19 protein-coding genes are annotated in these 19,992 nt (G+C 65.0%); 7 read left to right on the forward strand and 12 right to left on the reverse strand.

Features of this window, described 5'->3' with window-relative positions; all coding sequences use genetic code 11:
- Both EJC77_RS14575 and istA read right to left on the reverse strand, forming a co-directional pair.
- Nucleotides 1–816, reverse strand: an 816-nt coding sequence (locus EJC77_RS14575) for an ATP-binding protein (RefSeq protein WP_125614098.1), incomplete at its 3' end; no start/stop codon positions are given.
- An 8-nt stretch (nt 817–824) separates the two neighbouring features.
- Complete coding sequence (istA, locus tag EJC77_RS14580; protein ID WP_125614101.1) at nt 825–2,405, reverse strand: IS21 family transposase; 1,581 nt, start codon at nt 2,403–2,405, stop codon at nt 825–827.
- A 68-nt stretch (nt 2,406–2,473) separates the two neighbouring features.
- Between istA and EJC77_RS14585 the strand changes: the two genes are divergently transcribed.
- Nucleotides 2,474–3,391, forward strand: coding sequence for a transposase (locus tag EJC77_RS14585; protein ID WP_125614104.1), 918 nt, complete (start codon nt 2,474–2,476; stop codon nt 3,389–3,391).
- A gap of 464 nt (nt 3,392–3,855) precedes the next feature.
- Here the strand turns inward: EJC77_RS14585 and EJC77_RS14595 are convergent, their stop codons facing one another.
- The 10 genes from EJC77_RS14595 to rpmH form a co-directional block, all read right to left on the reverse strand.
- Complete coding sequence (locus EJC77_RS14595) at nt 3,856–4,317, reverse strand: ATP-binding protein (RefSeq protein WP_164520442.1); 462 nt, start codon at nt 4,315–4,317, stop codon at nt 3,856–3,858.
- Nucleotides 4,318–4,387: 70 nt separating this feature from the next.
- On the reverse strand, nt 4,388–4,558 hold the full coding sequence (locus EJC77_RS20445) for a hypothetical protein (RefSeq protein ID WP_164520443.1): 171 nt from the start codon (nt 4,556–4,558) through the stop codon (nt 4,388–4,390).
- A 1,314-nt stretch (nt 4,559–5,872) separates the two neighbouring features.
- Nucleotides 5,873–6,892: a ParB/RepB/Spo0J family partition protein gene (locus EJC77_RS14600; RefSeq protein WP_125614107.1), complete on the reverse strand. Its 1,020-nt coding sequence runs from the start codon at nt 6,890–6,892 to the stop codon at nt 5,873–5,875.
- Nucleotides 6,893–6,983: 91 nt separating this feature from the next.
- Nucleotides 6,984–8,039, reverse strand: a complete 1,056-nt coding sequence (locus EJC77_RS14605) for a ParA family protein (RefSeq protein ID WP_276309081.1) — start codon at nt 8,037–8,039, stop codon at nt 6,984–6,986.
- A gap of 75 nt (nt 8,040–8,114) precedes the next feature.
- A complete protein-coding gene (gene rsmG, locus EJC77_RS14610; RefSeq protein ID WP_240630270.1) occupies nt 8,115–8,756 on the reverse strand; it encodes a 16S rRNA (guanine(527)-N(7))-methyltransferase RsmG in 642 nt (213 codons plus the stop codon).
- Between the two features lie 5 nt (nt 8,757–8,761).
- Nucleotides 8,762–9,301 (reverse strand): Jag family protein, encoded by a 540-nt coding sequence (locus tag EJC77_RS14615; protein ID WP_125614110.1) that lies wholly within the window; start codon nt 9,299–9,301, stop codon nt 8,762–8,764.
- The gene (gene yidC, locus EJC77_RS14620; protein ID WP_125614114.1) at nt 9,301–10,263 is read right to left on the reverse strand and encodes a membrane protein insertase YidC; all 963 of its coding nucleotides are present in this window, start codon (nt 10,261–10,263) and stop codon (nt 9,301–9,303) included. The genes EJC77_RS14615 and yidC overlap by 1 nt, the downstream gene beginning before the upstream one ends.
- An 18-nt stretch (nt 10,264–10,281) precedes the next feature.
- Nucleotides 10,282–10,638, reverse strand: coding sequence for a membrane protein insertion efficiency factor YidD (gene yidD / locus EJC77_RS20770; RefSeq protein WP_240630274.1), 357 nt, complete (start codon nt 10,636–10,638; stop codon nt 10,282–10,284).
- Nucleotides 10,639–10,727: 89 nt separating this feature from the next.
- Nucleotides 10,728–11,090 carry a ribonuclease P protein component gene (gene rnpA, locus EJC77_RS14630; RefSeq protein WP_338069482.1) on the reverse strand — a complete coding sequence of 121 codons (363 nt, stop codon included), beginning with the start codon at nt 11,088–11,090 and terminating at the stop codon, nt 10,728–10,730.
- Nucleotides 11,091–11,165: 75 nt separating this feature from the next.
- Nucleotides 11,166–11,303, reverse strand: coding sequence for a 50S ribosomal protein L34 (gene rpmH / locus EJC77_RS14635; RefSeq protein WP_003800212.1), 138 nt, complete (start codon nt 11,301–11,303; stop codon nt 11,166–11,168).
- Between the two features lie 497 nt (nt 11,304–11,800).
- On the opposite strand from rpmH, the gene dnaA reads away from it, so the two are divergent.
- From dnaA to gyrB, 6 genes are all read left to right on the forward strand, one after another.
- Nucleotides 11,801–13,234, forward strand: coding sequence for a chromosomal replication initiator protein DnaA (gene dnaA / locus EJC77_RS14640; protein ID WP_125614122.1), 1,434 nt, complete (start codon nt 11,801–11,803; stop codon nt 13,232–13,234).
- Between the two features lie 489 nt (nt 13,235–13,723).
- Nucleotides 13,724–14,848, forward strand: coding sequence for a DNA polymerase III subunit beta (gene dnaN / locus EJC77_RS14645; protein WP_125614125.1), 1,125 nt, complete (start codon nt 13,724–13,726; stop codon nt 14,846–14,848).
- Nucleotides 14,849–14,885: 37 nt separating this feature from the next.
- Complete coding sequence (gene gnd / locus EJC77_RS14650) at nt 14,886–15,773, forward strand: phosphogluconate dehydrogenase (NAD(+)-dependent, decarboxylating) (protein ID WP_125614128.1); 888 nt, start codon at nt 14,886–14,888, stop codon at nt 15,771–15,773.
- Between the two features lie 28 nt (nt 15,774–15,801).
- Nucleotides 15,802–17,025, forward strand: coding sequence for a DNA replication/repair protein RecF (gene recF / locus EJC77_RS14655; protein ID WP_125614131.1), 1,224 nt, complete (start codon nt 15,802–15,804; stop codon nt 17,023–17,025).
- Entirely contained in the window at nt 17,025–17,585 is a 561-nt protein-coding gene (locus EJC77_RS14660) for a DciA family protein (RefSeq protein WP_125614134.1), read from the forward strand. The genes recF and EJC77_RS14660 overlap by 1 nt, the downstream gene beginning before the upstream one ends.
- Nucleotides 17,586–17,878: 293 nt before the next feature.
- A complete protein-coding gene (gene gyrB, locus EJC77_RS14665; RefSeq protein WP_125614192.1) occupies nt 17,879–19,945 on the forward strand; it encodes a DNA topoisomerase (ATP-hydrolyzing) subunit B in 2,067 nt (688 codons plus the stop codon).
- Nucleotides 19,946–19,992: the final 47 nt, after the last annotated feature.

A 19,992-nucleotide genomic window follows, 5' to 3' on the forward strand; every position in this document is an offset into this window, starting at 1 on the left:
CGCCGACGGACCCAGGATGACGGCGGCAGAATCGTCACCCATAGTGACCGACGCATCGTCAGCCAACGAGACGCTCAACACCTGGCTGCGCAGCCGCCGCATGTCGACCTCGCCGAGGTTGAGTGTGCGGGACTGGTTGGCGAGCCGGTTCACGGTGGAGTCGGCGGCCACCTTGTCGGGCAGGGCTTCCACCCAGTAGGCGGGACCGGATTGGCTGACGATGATGGTCGGCAGCCGGTGGTCACGGTTGGCCAGGATCGAGAACAGGTCGCTGGCGGCATTCGGGTCGATGCCCACGGTGAGGAAGTCATCGATGATGAGCAGGTCAACGTCGCTGAGCTGGTTGAGCATGGTTTGGTGGCCGATCCCATCCCCGCGGGCGATGACCAGGCGGCGTGCTAAATCATCCATCCGCGTGTAGTGAACGGTGTGCTCGGCGTGGCAGGCGGCGACGCCGATCGCGCAGGCCAGATAGGTTTTGCCTCCTCCGGTCGGGGAGATGATCAGCAGGTTCGTCGGGTCGGCCCTCCAGTCATGGTTGGCGTAGCGTTTCATCCTCACCGGGGTGATCCCGCGCCCGGGCGGATAGGTGATCTCGGCGACCGAGGCCTCCGGGAGGGGGAATCCTGCCTGCCGGATGAGTTTCTCAATCCTGCCCGAGCGGCGCAGTTCCAGGGCCTCGTCAACGGCGGTGAGGAACAGCTCCTCCGGGGTGGCCTCGTCGTTCGCTTCGTCCTTGATGAGTTCTTCGAACCGGGTCGCCACGTGCGTGATGCGCAGGGCCCGGAACTTCTCGTGGTCAACACTGGTAAACACGCCCCGGATCACCCGCGTTCCTGGTAGTAGTCGGCGCCGCGCACCAGGACACCGGGCAGGTCAACCGCCCCGGGAGTGCTCTTCTCGTTGGTGGCCGCCGCAACCAGCGGCCGGGCGCGTTGCTTGTCGCCGGTGATGGTCGCCATGATGCGTTTGAGCGTGGTGTAGGTCGGGTAGCCGTGCTGATTGATGATCTGCTGGCAGGCGGACTCCAGCCGCTGCTTGTTGTTTTTGCCCAGGGTCATCAGGATGTTCTGGCAGTCCAGGTAGGCCTGCGCCTCAATGGCGGAGCGGTCCAGGATCATCTCAATCACCGCCACGGTCGCCGGCCCGAAACTCCGGGCCCGGTGCACGAACCACTGCCGTGACCACAGCCCGTCGATGTCCTGGTGCTGCTTCGGCGCGTGCTCGACAGTCGTGGAGTACTGGCCCTTGCGTCCGGCCTTGCGCGGATGTTCACACACCACGGACTCGCCATCAAAAATGGTGACCGTGGTGCCGGTCAGGCGCACCCGCAGAATCTGCCCGGCGAACGTGTAGGGCACCGAGTAGTGCTGGTAATCGGCGGTGACATGGTAGTTCCGCCCGACCTTCAACTGCTTCCACGCCACCGTATCGAACCTCTCCGCCGGCAGCGGCTGCAGCAGCCCGGCCTCCTCCGCCAGGAACCGCTCATACCTGCTCGTGCCATCGGCCCGGCGCATCTGCTCATTGACCTCCACCATCCGCTCCTCAATCGCAGTGTTCAGCTCCGCGAAGGTGGTCCAGAGTTCTTCGGCAAGGTAGCCGATCACGCGCTTGTTGATGGTGTTCACCGCCGATTCCACCGCCGCCTTGTCCCGCGGCTTGCGGACCCTGGCCGGCACTATCGCCGTGGAGTAGTGGTCGGCGAGCTCCTGGTAGCGGGCATGGACGACCCTGGCACCATCACCCTTGACGGACCGGTGGGTTGCCGTGGAAGCGTTGTCCGGGACGATGATTTGGGTGGCACCGCCGGCGAATTCAAAGGCCTGCACATGTGCGCTGATCCAGGCCTCCTGCTTCATGTCGGCAAACGCCCGGCAGAACACGAGGCCCGAAAACGGCAGGACTGCAACAAACAGGTAGGCCTTGCGGATCTCACCAGTCACCGCATCCGTCACCGGCAGCGTGTCCCCGGCCCAGTCCACCAGCATGGCACGGCCCGGCTCGTGGTGCAGCGTCGCCACCACATCATGGGTCGCCACGAACTCCGCGAACAGCTGGCAATACCGCGAATACCCGTACTTCTTCCCCTGCCCGGACGGTGCACCCACATACATCCGCCACGCCTGCTGCAAGGTGAAATGCTTGTTGGATTTCATCGACTTCAACGTGCCCGCGAAGTCAGGCTGGTCAAAGGAACCCGACACATTCCGACGCCCATCAGGGAACAACTCCCCCCACTGGGCCTCACCCATCACAGCAGCCTGCGCGGCCGTCAAGCCCCTGGCCGCCACGGTCTTCTTCACCACCGAGATATCCCGGCGTGAACACCCCACCATGCCCACAATCTCGTCGTAGCTGCGGCCCTCGAACACCAAAGCCATAATCGCCTTGTAGCTCGCCATCAATGCCTCCTCCATCAGGAAACGGCAACACCCACTGTGTCGCCGTTCCGCAAGAAGAACACGCGAACATGACCGCAGTACCAAATACAGGGAAAAGCAGTACCAACTACGTGGACTGCCCGTACCAAGTCCGGCTATCCGCCAGTAGGAAGTACACGGAGAAGTTCAAGGGTGAGGACGTTCAGTTGGTGATTACCTCCGGCCGTCCTATCGCGCAGGTCGCCGTCGATATCGGCGTCAACGACGGGACGTTGGGAAACTGGTGCGCCTGTACCGGGAGGCACGTCCGGATCAATTCGCCACGGCCGAGAAGGCCGCGTCCACTGGCGGCCATGGTCGACACAATCGCGATAAGCGTCGAGCCTGACGATCCCGCAGATGCCCCATTAGCTCACTTTGCGACCACCTTCGGGACGCAATTCAATGCGTGGTACTCGACCGCGGTCGAGTGGATTGAACTCTGGAGCGGCCAGGTCCTCACGAAACGATATTCGTCAGCGAACCTCACCACCGAAAGGATCTGGCCCATCGATCCGGACCAGTCAGGGCTCACGGGGTGGAGTGCCGCTATGTCCGTGGAACTATCCACCGTCGCAAGCATCCTCGATGCCCGGTCGGTGAGGAGCGCCTTCGAGCGGGCGAGCCGCGACGAGCACCCGCCGGCAAGAGTGGCTGCTGTACCTGAGTGCGACCCGTCCGCACGACCCCGGCAGGCCATCATAGAGGCAGACACAGCGGCCGAGGTTGGCATGGCCCACCTAATCGATGAGCGATTTCCCGCCCTGTCCGAAAACGCCCGAGAGAAAATCGTCATGAAGGCGAACGGAGTAGTCGGGCTTGCCACGTTACTTGCCGCAATCGATGGCTCCGTCGGCTCGACACCCAGCATCGGAAGAATAAAGAGTCAACTGGCCGAACCCCGAAACCGTGCGTGCCGTCCACAGGGGTGCCGCTCCCACGCAAGTAGAGGTCAACCAAGCGCATGATGTTGCCAGGGGATAGCTGGATGCGTACTCACCCCTGCCCGGCCCCTGACGAGCCCCTCCCGACTGCGAGGTGACCCGGCCACAGAGCGCCGCCCCGCACCCGAAACAGATCAAACCGTTCAAAGCCGATGCCGCACGGGAATTGCGATACTGGCCCTACTTCCCCGCCAGCACCCTCTCCCCATCCGGTCGCAGTTCCCCGATGGGCCGACATGACTGTACAGCGTCTGCCTCGTGACGCCGAGCTCGGCGCAAAGCTGGCCGACCACCACTCCGGGCTTGCCCATCGAGGCCGCGACCAGATACGCCGGCTAACTGCCTGTAGTTGGAACGATGCCCGGTGCGCTGCTCGTGCGCGATGACCTACGTCGGAACGGCTGTGTTCTGTCAACTTTAGGTCGGTCATTTCAGCGCTAAGAATCCGGCCACGTGGGCGCGGTTTCATGCCATGTGGGCGTTTGGCCCTATTTCATGAGGGCGTGCTTGACCCGGTAGGATTCGCCGCGGAACTGCAGGAGCCGGCCGTGGTGGACGATGCGGTCGATGACTGCAGCTGCCATAGTGTCGTCCCCGAACACGGTTCCCCAGCGGGAGAACTCGAGGTTGGTGGTGATGATCAGGCTGCGTTTCTCGTAGCCGTCGGCGATGACCTGGAAGAGGAACCTGGCCCCTTCGGTATCGGTGGACAGATACCCGACTTCGTCGATGATCAGGAACTGGTTTTTTGCCAGGGAGGCCAAGGCCTCGCGGCCGTAGTCCTCCGGGAATCTGACGCCGGCATAGTCAAAACCTGTCAGGGACTTCAGCGCCGGCAGCCGGGCGGATTTCAGGAGCCGTTGGCGGCGTGATTCCTGCCGGGATTCGTGTTCGGCCTGCAGCAGCCCGTGCAGGTATTCGCGTTGCTTCGGGGTACCTTCTCGGCCCACTCGGCCAACACGGTGCCGGTCAGGGATGCCTGCCGGCCCGCCTCGATGACGTCCTGGACGGTGGTCGTGCTCATGCTATTTCTCCCGTGCTGGTGTTGACGGTGGTGAAGGTGTCATAGACGCTCAGGTCCACGTTCGCAGCGGCCGGTTCGGCTCCGTGGGCCAGCCGGCGGGCGAGCATGCCCACCGCGGCCATGTCGGGGCGGTCCCCGCGCCCGATCAGGGTGTCGGAGCCCTGCACTCCCGCGTCAAAGCCGGCGGACCCGGTATGCGCCTACGGTCATTGCCGAGACCCGGGCCGGCCAGTCAATGGGCCTGCTCCCCCAGAACGAGTTGAACTGGACGCTTGGCTCGGTGTGGTGGGTGTGAGGAGGGTACGCGCGACTGATTACCACCCCGTCAGCCGACGCCCAACGACACCACTCGGTAAACTGGAGGGCCCTCTCCGGGCTTCATGGGTCTCGGTGCAGTGGGAAACCTCATTCGGGGTCCACCCGGCGCCCAGAGGGCCCCACAGCGCCCCTCGGACCGGGCCGCTCCGGCATCGGCTGCGCTGCGTGAGGGCGCAATGCCACTGAACGCCTCCGACATGGTCCATATGCGACACCCGAGGAGTCTTCGTGCCCTGGTGGCCAGACTATTCACGTGCGCCCATCAGCGAACCCGCGTCCTTGTTTCACGTGAAACAAGGACGCGGGTTCGCGTTCGGAGGCAGGAAGGAATCCCGGCCATCCGATACCGACCCATTCTGTTTTGTCGCCCGCAAGCCACCCTTGACGTCCGAATGGCAAGTCTGGCAGGACGCAGCATTCGATGGGTCTTCGGTGATTCAGGTACGCGCTCTGGCATTGGCGAAATGGTGCTGTAGACCGTCTCGCGGACTACTTTCGTGCGCGTCATCGGGGCCGGCCCCGTTTCGACCCGCGCGTTTTCCAGTGCGTCGCCATCGTACGCCTGCTCGGAAAGACTCCGGGCAATCTAGTGATCTCTTCGCGACATGGGGAAATTTCGTCACGGACTCACTCACCTCAAATCGTGCAGGCGGACCGAGACGGCGTCGCACCACTCGATGGGGGCGCGGTCGGCTACCGGGATCGGGACATGTTGAATCCCAGCGGAAAGTACAGTGCCCCGGACGGGCTAAGACGGAGCCCCGACGCATCCGCGGGCAGCATCGGCACCGGACCGGAAGTGGTCAGGAATCATCCCGTTCGGGCCACACAGGATCCACCCGCCCCCGCGGTCGCCTCGCTGCCAAAATGAGGGGCGTATCTGCTCGTGGTCCCCGACCCGAAACCAACGATTCCGCATTGGACCATAGGTGGTCCCGGCGCAGCGCAAGGATACGCTGACTTGTGGCAGTCGCGGGCCGCCTTGACCTGAAACATCCCCCATGGACCGCCAGTCGGGACACCCAACCCCCGAATCCATGGCCAACGCTGTAACAATCTTGCTGCTTAGGATCAATCCTGGAGAACCGATTGGACACAGAAGGGCGGGTTTGGTTTCACGTGAAACCAAACCCGCCCTTCTTGAAATTCAAAAAATGCGTGCGTCAGTTACTCCCCGCTGCCAGTACATCCATGATGCGGTTCAGGTCCTCGACCGAAGCGAACTCGATGCTGACCTTCCCCTTGCGCGCGCCCAGCGAAATCTTGACGTTCGTATCGAGTCGGTCCGCCAATGAGCTCGCCAGGAAATCCAGCCGTTCGTGGCGGGGGCTCGGCTTCGTCGTCCGGCCCTTGTGGTCCTCGGCCGGCTCCTGGTACAGCGCAACAGCCTCCTCGGTGCCACGTACGGACATGCCCTCCGCCACGATTCGCTGCGCGAGCCTTTCCATGGCATCCGAATCCGGCAGTGACAGCAGCGCGCGGGCGTGCCCGGCGGTCAACACCCCGGCCGCCACGCGTCGCTGCACCACGGCCGGCAGCTTCAACAAACGCAGGGTGTTGGACACCTGGGGACGGGACCTGCCGATCCTGTCCGCCAACTCCTCGTGAGTGGTTCCAAAGTCCTCCAGCAGCTGCTGGTAGGCGGCCGCCTCTTCCAGCGGGTTCAGCTGGCTGCGGTGCAGGTTTTCCAGTAGGGCGTCGCGCAGCAGGTTGTCGTCGGTGGTATCGCGGATGATGGCCGGAATGGTGTCCAGCCCCGCCTTCTGGGAGGCGCGCCAACGACGTTCACCCATGACCAGTTCATACGACTGGTCCCCCAACTCGTTCGACTTGCGAACCACGATCGGCTGTAAAACACCGATTTCACGCACGGAGTGAACCAGCTCCGCCATATCGTCCTCATCGAAAACGGTACGGGGTTGCTTTCGGTTGGCGTGGATGTTCCCGACGGGCAGTTCCAGGAACGTTGCGCCCGGAACGTCAACGAGCACCGGGGCCGGTTCGGGTGCCTTTCTGGTTGTTTCGCGCGATCCACCGGCCGCCTTGCGTGACTTCGGCTCCGGAAAGAACAGATCCACCGGGCGCGCGGGGGCCGGGCTCGCTCCGTCGGAACCGTCGTCGGATGCTGAGTTAGGTATCAAAGCACCCAAGCCGCGGCCAAGGCCCCTACGCTTATCGGTCATTGACATGTCCTCCAATGGATGCGTCCCGTGCTTCGCGTAGCACAGATGGTTGGAACGGCACGGACCATTGTGGCCCGTTCATGAGTAGAGTTTAGCGTTCGGCCAGCTCGGCGGCCGCTTCCAGGTAGGACAACGCGCCGGTCGATGACGGATCGTACGTCATGACGGTCTGCTGGTAGCTCGGCGCCTCTGAAATGCGCACGGACCGCGGCACAACGGCACGCAATACCTGCTGCGGGAAATGCTCACGCACGTCGGCTGCCACCTGGGCGGCCAAATTCGTGCGGCCGTCATACATGGTGAGCAGGATTGTTGAGACGACCAGATCTGAATTCAGGTGCTTCTGGATCATTTCGATGTTCTTGAGCAACTGGCTCAGGCCCTCAAGCGCGTAGTACTCGCACTGAATGGGAATCATGACCTCGTTGGCGGCACAAAACGCATTGACGGTCAACAGGCCAAGGCTCGGCGGGCAGTCGATGAAGATGAAGTCCAGGCGACGCTCGCCGTTGGCCTCGCGATGCTTGCCGTAACCTTCGATGGCACGGCGCAGCCGCTGTTCCCGTGCCACGAGCGAGACCAATTCAATTTCGGCACCCGCCAGGTGAATCGTCGCCGGCGCCACAATCAGGTTGTCGATGTCCGGACAGGGGGCCACGACGTCCGCCAACGCAAAGTCATTGATCAAGACGTCGTAGATGCTGTCGATCTCCGCGTGGTGTGGTACGCCGAGCGCCGTCGACGCGTTTCCCTGGGGATCGATGTCGATGACCATGACATTCAACCCCGCGGACGCGAGGGCGGCCGCGATGTTGACGGTCGTCGTCGTTTTGCCGACGCCACCCTTCTGATTGGCGATCGTCATGATGCGCGTCCGCTCGGGGCGGGGCAACTGCCGCCCCAATAGGCGTTCGCGACGCTTGTTCTCACTCATCAACTGCCGGGCAATCGGGCTGCCGTCGTCCAGGTCATCGATGGCGGGTAAGGAAGATGTTTCACGTGAAACGGCCGGGGCATTCCGGGCTACACGCCGCTCATCAACCGAATCTGATTGATTAATTCCGGATTGGCCCTGCAAGAAGGACCGCGTCGAGCCCAGGGACACGAACGGTGGGATCCGTTGTGAGGTGGTTTCGCTGCTGGTCACCGTGACACGCTCTCTTTCATCGGGCAGTGAGTGCCACTCACTACCCTATCGGCTCCTGGTGGGCGGGCCCTTGATTCAACGCCGGTCCACGGTCACCCGCACCACGGTGGTGGGTTCCGCCAGCACGTCCGCACCTGCCACGAGGACCTCGGTCGAGGTGCCGCCGAGTTTCCTCAGGATCTTGGCGGCCTTCTCGATCTCCTCCGCCGCACTGCGCCCCTTGATAGCCAGCAACTCCCCCCGGCCGCCAAGCAGCGGAATGGTCATGGGCGCAAGCGTCTTCAGTGCGGAGACGGCCCGGGCGGTGACAACGTCGCAGTCGACCGCGCCCACGGCCTCCTCGGCACGCGCCCGCAGGATCTCCACGTTGTCCAAACCCAAGTCCGCGACCACCTCATGCAGCCAGGTCACCCGGCGTTCCAGGGGCTCTATCAAGGTCAGCGACAGGTCGGGCCGGGCCAACGCCAGGCACAGGCCCGGCAACCCCGCGCCGCTGCCCACATCGGCGACCCTGACGCCGTCGTCCATCAATTCGGCGACCACGGCGCAATTGAGCACATGGCGGTTCCACAACCGCGGCACCTCGCGGGGGCCAATCAGGCCCCGCTCGATGCCGGAGGTGGCCAGGTGCTCCACGTAGCGGATGGCCAGTCCAAGCCGGTCACCGAAGATGCGCGTGGCGGCGGCCGCCTCGGCCTCGGTCAGCGCGACGGCCACGGGTGCTACTGCCCGGCCGTCACGACGATGTGGCGCCTGGCGCCCTCACCCTCGGATTCGCTGAGGCAGCCCAGTTCGGCGACCGCGTCGTGGACGATCTTGCGCTCATAGGCGCCCATGGGGGGCAGCGCGACGGATGCGGCGCCGTCTTTCAGGTCCTCGACGGCCTTGCGTGCCAGCTCGAGCAGCACGCCCTGGCGCCGGTCGCGGTAGCCGGCGATGTCCAGCACCAGCCGGGAGCGGGTGTCCGTGGCGGACAGCACGCTCAACCGGGTCAGTTCCTGCAACGCCTCGAGCACCTCGCCGTCTCGACCCACCAGGTCCCGCAGGGCCTCGGACTCCTCGTCGGCGACGATGGAGATGTAGGTGCGGCCGTTGCGGACCTCGATGTCGATGTCGCCGTCGATGTCGGCGATGTCCAGCAGCTCTTCCAGGTAGTCGGCGGCGATGTCGCCCTCCTCCTCGAGCCGGCTCGGGCCGGTGGGAGTGGCGGTGGCGGTGGCGGCCAGGTCGTCGACCGGCTCGATTTCAGTCTCGGCAGGCATTACTTCTTCTTCCTGTTCTTGCGTTGCGGCTGGACACGCTGGCCCTTGGGCTCGGGGACTTCTTCAACAACGGGATCGATGGCCTTCTTCGTCACGCCCAGCAGCGGCAGGCCCTTGGCGACGCGCCGGGCCTGGTACTCCTTGTACGCCGGCGATCCGGGCGTCGGCATGCGGCGGATCACGAAGAACTGCTGGCCCATGGTCCACACGTTGGTGGTGGTCCAGTAGATGAGCACGCCGATGGGGAAGTTGATGCCGCCGATGCCGAACACGAGCGGCAGCACGTACAGCATCATCTTCTGCTGCTTCATGAACGGGCTGGCCATGGCGTCCTCGGACATGTTCTTGCTCATGATCTGCTTCTGCGTGATGAACTGCGAGGCGATCATGGCCAGGATCATAAAGATCGAGAGGATGGCGACGGACGTCTTGAGGTCCCCGCCCTGCATCGACGGCAGGAACGCGCTGGACAGCGGCGCCCCGAAGATGGTGGCCTCGTCGAACTGCCGCACCTGGGCGTGGCTCAGGGCACCGATGCCGGTGTTCGTGGCATTGGCATGGGACACACCGGAGAGCACCTGGAACAGCGAGAAGAAGAACGGCATCTGGATGAGCATGGGCAGGCAGGCGGAGAACGGGTTCGTCCCGTGCTCCTTGTACAGCGCCATCTGTTCCTGCGCCATGGCCTGGCGGGACAGCTGGTCGGTCTTGCCCTTGTACTTGGTCTGCAGCTTCTTCATGTCCGGCTGCAGCGCCTGCATGCCGCGCTGGGCCTTGATCTGCTTGACGAAGACGGGAATCAGCGCGGCACGGATGACCAGCACCAGGCCGATGATCGACAGCGTCCAGGCTATGCCGGAGGCCGGGTTCATGCCAAGGAACGTGAACAGGTCATGGAACAGCACCATGATCCATGACACAAGCCATTTGAAGGGAAACAGGATCGTCCCGAAGAAATCCATAGTTCTTTTCTATTCTCCTCAAGCCGCCCGGCGGCGGTCAGCGTCCGATTGGGCCGCCAGGGCCAGGTGCGGGTGGTTCAACTGGACGATCCTCGGCGCCGTCGCCAGGTCGTCCCAATGATGGTGTGCGTGGTCCGGGACCGGGTCGATGCCGCCGGCGGCCCAGGGGTGGCAGCGGATCAGGCGCCGAAGGGCCAGCCACGTGCCCTTCACGGCGCCGTGGACGGTGACGGCCTCGAGCGCGTACGCCGAGCACGACGGGAAGTACCGGCAGACCTGGCCGTACAGCGGTGAGACGATGCGCCGGTAGCCCATGAGCAGGAGGATCAGGACATTGCGCGGGAGGTGCCAGAGGAAACGGCCGACGACGGCGATGGCGCCCGGGTGCCCGGGCTCACCACGGCGCGACCTGGGACGGCGCCGGCTGGGTCGGCACTGGCCAACAGCCTGTGATGACACGCTCTTCACCTCCCTTGTGCGGTTCGGGGCCTGGGCTCCGGTGATTCCGGCAGCCGGCCGGCCGCCGTGGCAAAAGCACGTTCGTAGTCGGTGACCAGCTCGGACCAGTCGGCACCGGCCGCGGCGGGCAGGGCCCTGACCACGACGTTGATCCCGCAGGGATGCGTACGAACGGTCTCCGCCGCCATCTCTCTCAGTCTCCTCTTAACGAGGTTGCGGGTGACGGCGTTCCCGACGGTCTTGGCCACAATGAACCCGACCTTCGTGGATTCCCCGTCCCGCGTGGACACCACATATAACACCAAGTTCCGGCGTCCATTGCGGACGCCGGAACGTACAGTATGCGAGAAGTCAGCGGATTTACGCATCCGATGGTTGCCGGCTAGCACGATCCCATCAACTGCTTCTTCTAAAGGGCTCGACGAAACGCCAAGCGGTGTGGCCTAGGCCGACAGTTCGGTGCGGCCCTTGCCGCGACGGGCGGCCAGGATGGCACGGCCGGCGCGGGTGCGCATGCGCAGACGGAAACCGTGCTTCTTGGCACGACGGCGGTTATTTGGCTGGAAAGTCCGCTTGCTCACGGTGATAACTCCAAGACAATCGATTCGATGCGCCTTGCCCGAAGCTGTGTAAGGGGAAGAACAGGCCGACGCTAAGTATGTGGCGTCCACCCGGTCCCCAAAATCGAGGCGCGCACAGATGACGCAGGGCAGACACAATGGACTTCACCACGTTAGGTCATTTGCGCGGCGGCAGTCAACTTCACCGGCACTCCGCCGGGGCCGGCGCTGCCTGCCCGGACCGCCCTGGGGCCGGTAGCTTCTCCCCACCCTGTGGAAAGGCGCCTGTGGAAACCAGCTCCCACCGGGGCCGCCGGACCCCATCCTGTGACATTTATCCACAACCCTCGCCCCCGCTATGTTCTGCCCCGGCAATCCCCTAGGCTAAGGCGGTACGAGTTATCCACCGGTGTGCATAAACCTGTGGATGACGGATTGCGGCGACGGACCTCCCCCACGGAACATGTAAGGGAAGTCACACGGGCACGGACCACGAAATACAAGGATGAGGACGCCACATGAGCACCGACGAGATCAACGACGTTGGAAGTTCTTGGCGCAGGGTCATCCGCATCCTCGAACACGATGACCGGGTCACCCCGCGCCAGCGTGGGTTCGTCGTCCTGACCCAGCCGCAGGGCCTGATCGGCAGCACGTTGCTGGTGGCGGTGCCGAACGACCTGACTCGCGAGGTGCTCCAGACACAGCTGAAGACCGCCCTGGACGATGCGCTGCGGCAGGTCTTCCCGGAGGAGATCAGTTGCGCCTTCAGCGTCAATGCCGACATCGTGCCGCCGGCGCTGGAGAAGGAGCCGGAACCGGAGCCCGAACCCGTGCGCCCCGAGCCGCGGCACGAACCGCACCACGAGGCCGAGTCCCGGCCGTCGCCCACGCTGCCGAGCACGTCGCAGGAGTTTGGCCGGCTGAACCCGAAGTACATCTTCGATTCGTTCGTGATCGGCCAGTCCAACCGGTTTGCCCATGCGGCCGCCGTCGCCGTGGCCGAGGCGCCTGCCAAAGCCTACAACCCGCTGTTCATTTACGGGGATTCCGGGCTGGGCAAGACGCATCTGCTGCACGCGATCGGCCACTACGCCCGCCGCCTCTACAACGGAATCCGCGTCCGGTACGTGAATTCCGAGGAGTTCACGAACGACTTCATCAACTCCATCCGCGACGACGAGGGCGCCAGCTTCAAACAGTTGTACCGCAACGTGGACATCCTCCTGATTGACGACATCCAGTTCCTGGCGAACAAGGATGCCACCCAGGAGGAGTTCTTCCACACGTTCAACGCCCTGCACAACCACAACAAGCAGGTGGTCATCACCTCGGACCTGCCACCGAAGCGGCTGTCCGGGTTCGAGGAGCGCATGCGGTCGCGCTTCGAGTGGGGCCTGTTGACGGACGTCCAGCCGCCGGAACTGGAAACCCGCATCGCCATCCTGCGCAAGAAGGCCATCGGCGAGGGTCTGTCCGCGCCGGATGATGCCCTGGAATACATCGCGTCGAAGATCTCCACGAACATTCGTGAGCTCGAGGGCGCCCTCATCCGGGTGACCGCCTTCGCGAGCCTAAACCGGCAGCCGGTGGATGTCGGCCTGGCGGAAATGGTGCTCAAGGACCTGATCACCGACGACGGCGCCCAGGAAATCACGTCCACGGCGATCCTGGGCCAGACGGCCAGGTACTTCAACATCTCCTTGGAGGAGTTGTGCAGCAAGTCGCGCACGCGCACGCTGGTCACCGCCCGGCAGATCGCCATGTACCTGTGCCGGGAGCTGACCGACATGTCGCTTCCCAAGATTGGGCAGGAGTTCGGCGGCCGGGACCACACCACGGTGATCCATGCGGACCGGAAGATCCGCGAGCTCATGGCCGAGCGCCGGGCCATCTACAACCAGGTGACCGAGCTGACGAACAAGATCAAGCAGCAGCAGCGCGAGGGCTAGCCGGGCGGTGATTGAGCCCGTCGAAATCACCGGGTCTCGATGCTCGACCACCGAGGCTCGACCACCGCGGAAATTAACAGCTGTGGATAAGTCTGTGGACAGTTAAGTGCAGAACCCGGGTTCGCCTGCGCATAACTACCCCGCCTCCTGTGGATCCCATGATTGGCGCGGAAAGTTGTCCACGGATCGTCCCGGCGGACGTCGTAGCAACTCCACATCTTGTGCACAGCCGACATCGCCGGGATCACGCGGCGGGACCGGGTTATCCACAGTATCCACAGAAGTTATTAACACTACGAACTACAAGAATCTTTGCTTTTCAAACAACATGATCCCCAAGCCGGACGCCGGACGGGTCGGTGCCGAACCACGAGGCACAGACCGACTGGTCAAGGGGTTAGGCTGTCTGGAAACATGTAGTTTCACGCAGGAGCCTTCAGCTCCCGTCTGCGTGCGTGAATTTGATACCAAGAGAGGCGGCACCGATCCGTGAAGTTCAGAGTCGACCGGGATGTTCTGAACGATGCCGTCAGCTGGGCTGCCCGTTCCCTCTCACCGAGGCCACCGGTACCGGTGCTTTCGGGCCTGCTGCTGCGGGCCGAGGCGGGAACACTGAGCCTGGCCAGCTTTGACTATGAGATTTCGGCGCGCCTTGAGATCCCGGCCGACATCTCCGAGGAAGGGACCATCCTGGTTTCGGGCCGGCTGCTGGCTGACATCTGCCGCAGCCTGCCGGCCGCGCCGGTCGATGTCCAGACCGAGGGCTCGAAGGTCACGTTGACCTGCCGCAGCAGCCGGTTCAGCTTGGCCACCATGCCCGTGGCCGATTACCCGGAGCTGCCCGCGCTACCGGAAGTCAGCGGCACGGTTTCCGGCGAGGCGTTCGCGCAGGCCGTCTCCCAGGTCATCATCGCGGCCAGCAAGGACGACACGCTGCCGATCCTCACCGGCGTGAAGATGGAAATCGAGGGTGACCTGATCACCCTGCTGGCAACTGACAGGTACCGCTTGGCGCTGCGCGAGGTCCACTGGCGCCCGAACTCGCCGGATATCTCCACCAGTGCACTCGTGAAGGCGAAGACCCTCAACGAGGTCGCCAAGACGCTCGGCGGCTCCGGGGACATCAACATCGCCCTGGGCCAGGGCAACGAGCTGATCGGTTTCGAAAGTGCCGGACGGCGCACGACGTCGTTGCTCGTCGACGGCGACTACCCCAAGATTCGCTCGCTGTTCCCGGAAAACACGCCGATCCATGCCACGGTGGAAACCAGCGCCCTGGCGGAGGCGGTGCGCCGTGTCTCGCTGGTTGCCGAACGAAACACCCCCGTCCGGCTTATCATCACCGACGGGCAGTTGACGCTTGACGCCGGCACCGGCGAGGACGCGCAGGCCTCCGAGAACCTCGAGGCCGCGCTGGTCGGAGAAGAGATCACCGTGGCGTTCAACCCGCACTACCTCAGCGAGGGCCTGGGCGCGTTCGACAGCAAGTACGTTCGTTTCTCCTTCACCTCGGCGCCCAAGCCGGCCATGCTGACCGCGCAGGCGGAACTCAATGGCGAAAACCAGGACGACTACCGCTACCTGGTCATGCCCGTGAGGTTGCCCACCCAATAACCCCGTCCCACCCAGCCGTTCGGAAGAGGAAGTCACCATGCACATCGGCCTTGTCGGTTTAGGAAAGATGGGCTTCAACATGCGGACCCGGCTGCGCCAGGCCGGCATCGAGGTCACCGGCTTCGACCAGAACCCCGACGTCACCGACGCCGCGACACTGCGGGACCTCGTCACCGCGTTGCCGGCACCGCGACTTGTCTGGATCATGGTGCCTTCCGGCGAGATCACCGACTCCGTGATCACCGAACTGTCCGGCTACCTGGCCCCCGGGGACCTGCTGGTCGACGGCGGGAACTCGCGTTTCACCGAGGACCAGAAGCACGCGGAAATGCTGGCCGCGAAGAACATCGGTTTCATGGATGTGGGCGTCTCCGGCGGCGTGTGGGGACTGGAAAACGGGTACGGGCTCATGGCCGGCGGGTCGGAAGAGCATGTGGCGATGGCGCTGCCCGTCCTGGACGCCTTGCGCCCCGAGGGCGACCGCGCCGACAGCTTCGTCCATGTTGGCGACGTCGGGGCCGGACACTACGCGAAAATGGTTCACAACGGCATCGAATACGGCCTCATGCAGGCCTATGCCGAAGGCTATGAGCTGCTGGCCGCCAAGGACATCATCAAGGACCTGCCCGGCACGTTCCGCGCCTGGCAGAAGGGCACGGTCGTGCGGTCGTGGCTGCTTGACCTGATGGTCAAAGCGCTCGACGAGGACCCGGGCCTGGACTCGATCGCCGACTTCGTCGAGGATTCCGGCGAGGGCCGCTGGACCGTGGAGGAGGCCATCGCCAACGCGGTCCCGGCACCGGCCATCACGGCCGCGCTGTTCGCACGTTTCGCATCCCGCGAGGAATCCTCCCCGGCCATGAAGATGGTCTCGGCGCTCCGCCACCAGTTCGGCGGCCACGCCACCAAGCCCGCGGATTCGTAGCCGGCCGGGAAGCAGCACGTACGTCCCCGTGTATCTTGAGCAGCTGTCCCTGACGGATTTTCGCAGTTACGAACAGGTGGACCTGTCCCTGTCGCCCGGCATCACCGTCCTCGTCGGATCCAATGGACTGGGCAAGACGAACCTGGTCGAGGCCGTGGGCTACCTGTCCACTCTGGGCTCCCACCGGGCCAGTACCGACGTGCCGCTGCTGCGCTTCGGCACGGATCGGGCCATGATCCGGGCCAGGATCGTGCGCGGCGAGGCGCAGGTGACCCTGGAGGTGGAGATCAACGCCGGGCGCGCCAACCGGGCCCGGATCAACCGGGCCAACCCGGTCCGGGCCCGCGACATCCTGGGCATTTGCCGCTCTGTGCTGTTCGCACCCGAGGACCTGGCCCTCGTCAAGGGCGATCCGGGCAATCGCCGGCGCTTCCTCGACGACCTGCTCGTGACCCTGCTGCCCCGCCACGCCGGCACCCGGGCCGACTACGACCGCGTCCTCAAACAGCGCAACGCCCTGCTGAAATCGGCGCGTGCCCAGCATTTCTCCCGCGCCGGTGTCAGCGAAGGCCACCTTGCCACGCTCGACGTCTGGGACCAGCACCTGGCCGCGGCCGCCGCGGCCCTGCTGGCCGCCCGACTCGACCTGGTCGCACGCCTGCAACCGCACCTGGCCGCCGCTTACGAACAGCTCACCGACGGCACCAAGTTGTTGCGCGCGATCTACCGCCCGACCATGGCCGCCGACGGCGCCCCGGGGGATGGGGCGGACGACGGCGGCGGGCCCGGTGCCGCGGCCGACCTCGCCGGCCTTCCCGTTGGCGACCTGGCGCAGGCGTACCTGCGCGCACTCGGCGAGTCCCGCCGTCGTGAGCTGGAGCGCGGCATGACCCTCGTCGGACCGCACCGGGACGAGCTGGACCTCCTGCTCGGCAGCGCGCCGGCGCGCGGCTACGCCTCGCACGGCGAGTCCTGGTCCGTGGCGCTGGCGTTGCGCCTGGCCTCCTACGAGATTTTGCGCGAGGACGACCCCATCGCCGCCAACGAGCCGATCCTCATCCTCGACGACGTGTTCGCCGAGCTTGACGCAAAGCGCCGCACCAAACTGGCGGCCATGGTCTCCGGCGCCGAGCAGGTCCTGGTGACGGCCGCCGTCGCCGCCGACATCCCGGCCGAACTCTCCGGCGCGCAGATCCAGGTGATTCCCGGCGGTGTGGTCACCGGCGGCGACCAGGCCGCGGCGGAGGGCTGATGGCGGCGAAGGGCGGGCCCCCGCCGGAGGAGCCCGATCATGAGACCGAGCATCAGACCGAGGTCGACGCGGCGCAGGCGGCGTTGAACCGGATGCGGGCCATCGCCAAGAGCCGCGGCGAATTGAGGATTCCGCGCAGCCGGCTCGGGAAACAGGCAACGCCGCGGCGCAAGCGCCAGCCGTTCCTCGACGGGAAGGACGGCGGCCGCGACCCCCTTGGCCTGGGCAAGGTGGTGGGCCGGCTCGTGACCGAGCGCGGCTGGACCTCGCCGGTCGCCATCGGCTCGGTCATGGCCCGCTGGCCCGAACTCGTCGGCCCCGACATCGCCGCACACTGCCGGCCCGAAAGCTTCGAGGACACGACCCTGCACGTGCGCTGCGACTCGACCAGCTGGGCGACGCAGCTGCGCCTGCTTTCGGCGTCGCTGCTGGCCCGCTTCGACGCGGAACTGGGCGCCGGCGTCGTCACGAAGCTGCTCGTCCTGGGGCCGGCGGCGCCGAGCTGGCGCAAGGGATTCCGCAGTGTGAAGGGGCGCGGCCCGCGTGACACGTACGGGTAGGGGGAGGCGGCGAAGCGGAAAATCCATCAAGCGCGGTGCAGAGGCCCGCAAAGGCTTGGCCGCGTACTGGGCCTCAGGGGCCGCTCCGGCATGGCGTCCTGTGCGGGTTTCCTGCCGTCCCAAGGCCTGTTGACACGGCAAACGGGGCTTCCACAAGGTAGAATTGCTCGAGGAACCGGATGCCGGGGGCGTTGTCCGAACACGGGCGATCGACCAGGGGCGCCAATCACCGAAGAATAGAGGGGTCGAACGCGCCTGTGACTACGAGCAATCCGGAGAACCCGGAAGCGACAATGCCTGCCGAGCAGGCGACCGTCTCCACTGTGAAGCCGGACATTGTGAACCAGGACACAGTGAAGCCGGACACCAGCCACTACGGTGCCAGCGACATCACGGTCCTCGAGGGTCTCGAGGCCGTGCGCAAGCGTCCCGGCATGTACATCGGTTCCACCGGCCCCCGCGGCCTGCACCACCTCGTCTATGAGGTGATCGACAACTCGGTCGACGAGGCGCTGGCCGGGTACTGCGACCACATCGAGGTCACGCTGCAGGCCGACGGCGGCGTGAAGGTCGTCGACAACGGCCGCGGCATCCCCGTCGACGTGCACCCGACCGAAGGCAAACCCACCGTGGAGGTCGTCATGACGATCCTGCACGCCGGCGGCAAGTTCGGCGGCGGCGGCTACGCCGTCTCCGGCGGCCTGCACGGGGTGGGCATCTCGGTGGTGAACGCGCTGTCGCGGCGCGTCGACACCGAGGTCAAACGCCAGGGGCACATCTGGCGGATGAGCTTCGCCGACGGCGGCCAGCCGCAGGGCGAACTCTTCAAGGGCGAGGCCACCACCGAGACGGGGACGAGCCAGACGTTCTACCCGGACCCGACGATCTTCGAGTCGGTCGACTTCGACTTCGAGACGCTGCGTGCCCGGTTCCAGCAGATGGCGTTCCTGAACAAGGGACTGAAGATCACGCTGACCGACGAGCGCAGCACCGTCGCCGCCGACGAGGACCCTGACCTGGACAGCGCGCCCGAGGGCGAAAACACCCCGGCCGGCGGGCGCGAGGTCGTGTACCAGTACAACGACGGCCTGCTCGACTACGTGAACTACCTGAACTCGTCCAAGAAGGTGGACGTCATCCACCCGGACGTCATCGCGTTCGAGACTGAGGATCCCTCCCGTTCCATGGCCGTGGAGCTGGCGCTGCAATGGACCACGGCGTTCTCCGAGAGCGTCCACACCTACGCCAACACGATCAACACGCACGAGGGCGGCACGCATGAGGAGGGCTTCCGTGCGGCCATGACCTCCCTGATCAACCGGTACGCGCGCGAGAAGAACATCATCAAGGAAAAGGATGACAACCTCACCGGCGACGACATCCGCGAGGGCCTGACCGCGGTCATCTCGGTGAAACTGTCCGAGCCCCAGTTCGAGGGTCAGACCAAGACGAAGCTCGGCAACTCCGAGGTCAAGGGTTTCGTCCAGCGCGTCGTCACCGACGGGCTTGGCGATTGGCTCGAACGCAACCCGACCTCGGCCCGCGACGTCATCCGCAAGTCCATCCAGGCCTCGCAGGCCCGGCTGGCCGCCCGCAAGGCGCGCGAGAACACGCGCCGGAAGGGCCTGCTGGAGTCCGGCGGCATGCCCGGCAAGCTCAAGGACTGCCAGTCCAAGGACCCGTCGATCTCCGAGATCTACATCGTGGAGGGCGACTCGGCCGGCGGCTCGGCCGTGCGCGGGCGCAACCCCATGACGCAGGCCATCCTGCCGCTGCGCGGCAAGATCCTCAACGTCGAACGGGCCCGGCTGGACCGCGCCCTGGGCAATGCCGAGGTGCAGGCCATGATCACCGCGTTCGGCGCGGGCATCGGCGAGGACTTCGATGTCGAGAAAGCCCGCTATCACAAGATCGTGCTCATGGCCGATGCCGACGTCGACGGCCAGCACATCACGACGCTGCTGCTCACGCTGCTGTTCCGCTACATGCGCCCGCTGATCGAGAACGGCTACGTGTACCTGGCCCAGCCGCCGCTATACCGGATCAAGTGGTCGAACGCGGCACACGACTACGTGTACAGCGACGCCGAACGCGACGCCACGCTCGCGGCCGGCCTGGCCGCCGGTCGCCGCATCCCGAAGGACAACGGCATCCAGCGCTACAAGGGCCTCGGCGAGATGGACTACACCGAGTTGTGGGACACCACGATGGACCCGGAACACCGCACCCTGCTGCAGGTCACCATGGACGACGGCGCCGCGGCCGACCACATCTTCTCCGTCCTCATGGGCGAGGATGTGGACTCGCGCAGGAACTTCATCCAGCAGAACGCCAAGGACGTCCGCTTCCTCGACATCTAGGCGGCCACGGTCCCCTATCGATGCGTGAAGCGACATATATTGCGAAC

Origin of the sequence: Specibacter cremeus (assembly GCF_003946885.1) — a bacterium.
GTDB lineage: Bacteria > Actinomycetota > Actinomycetes > Actinomycetales > Micrococcaceae > Specibacter > Specibacter cremeus.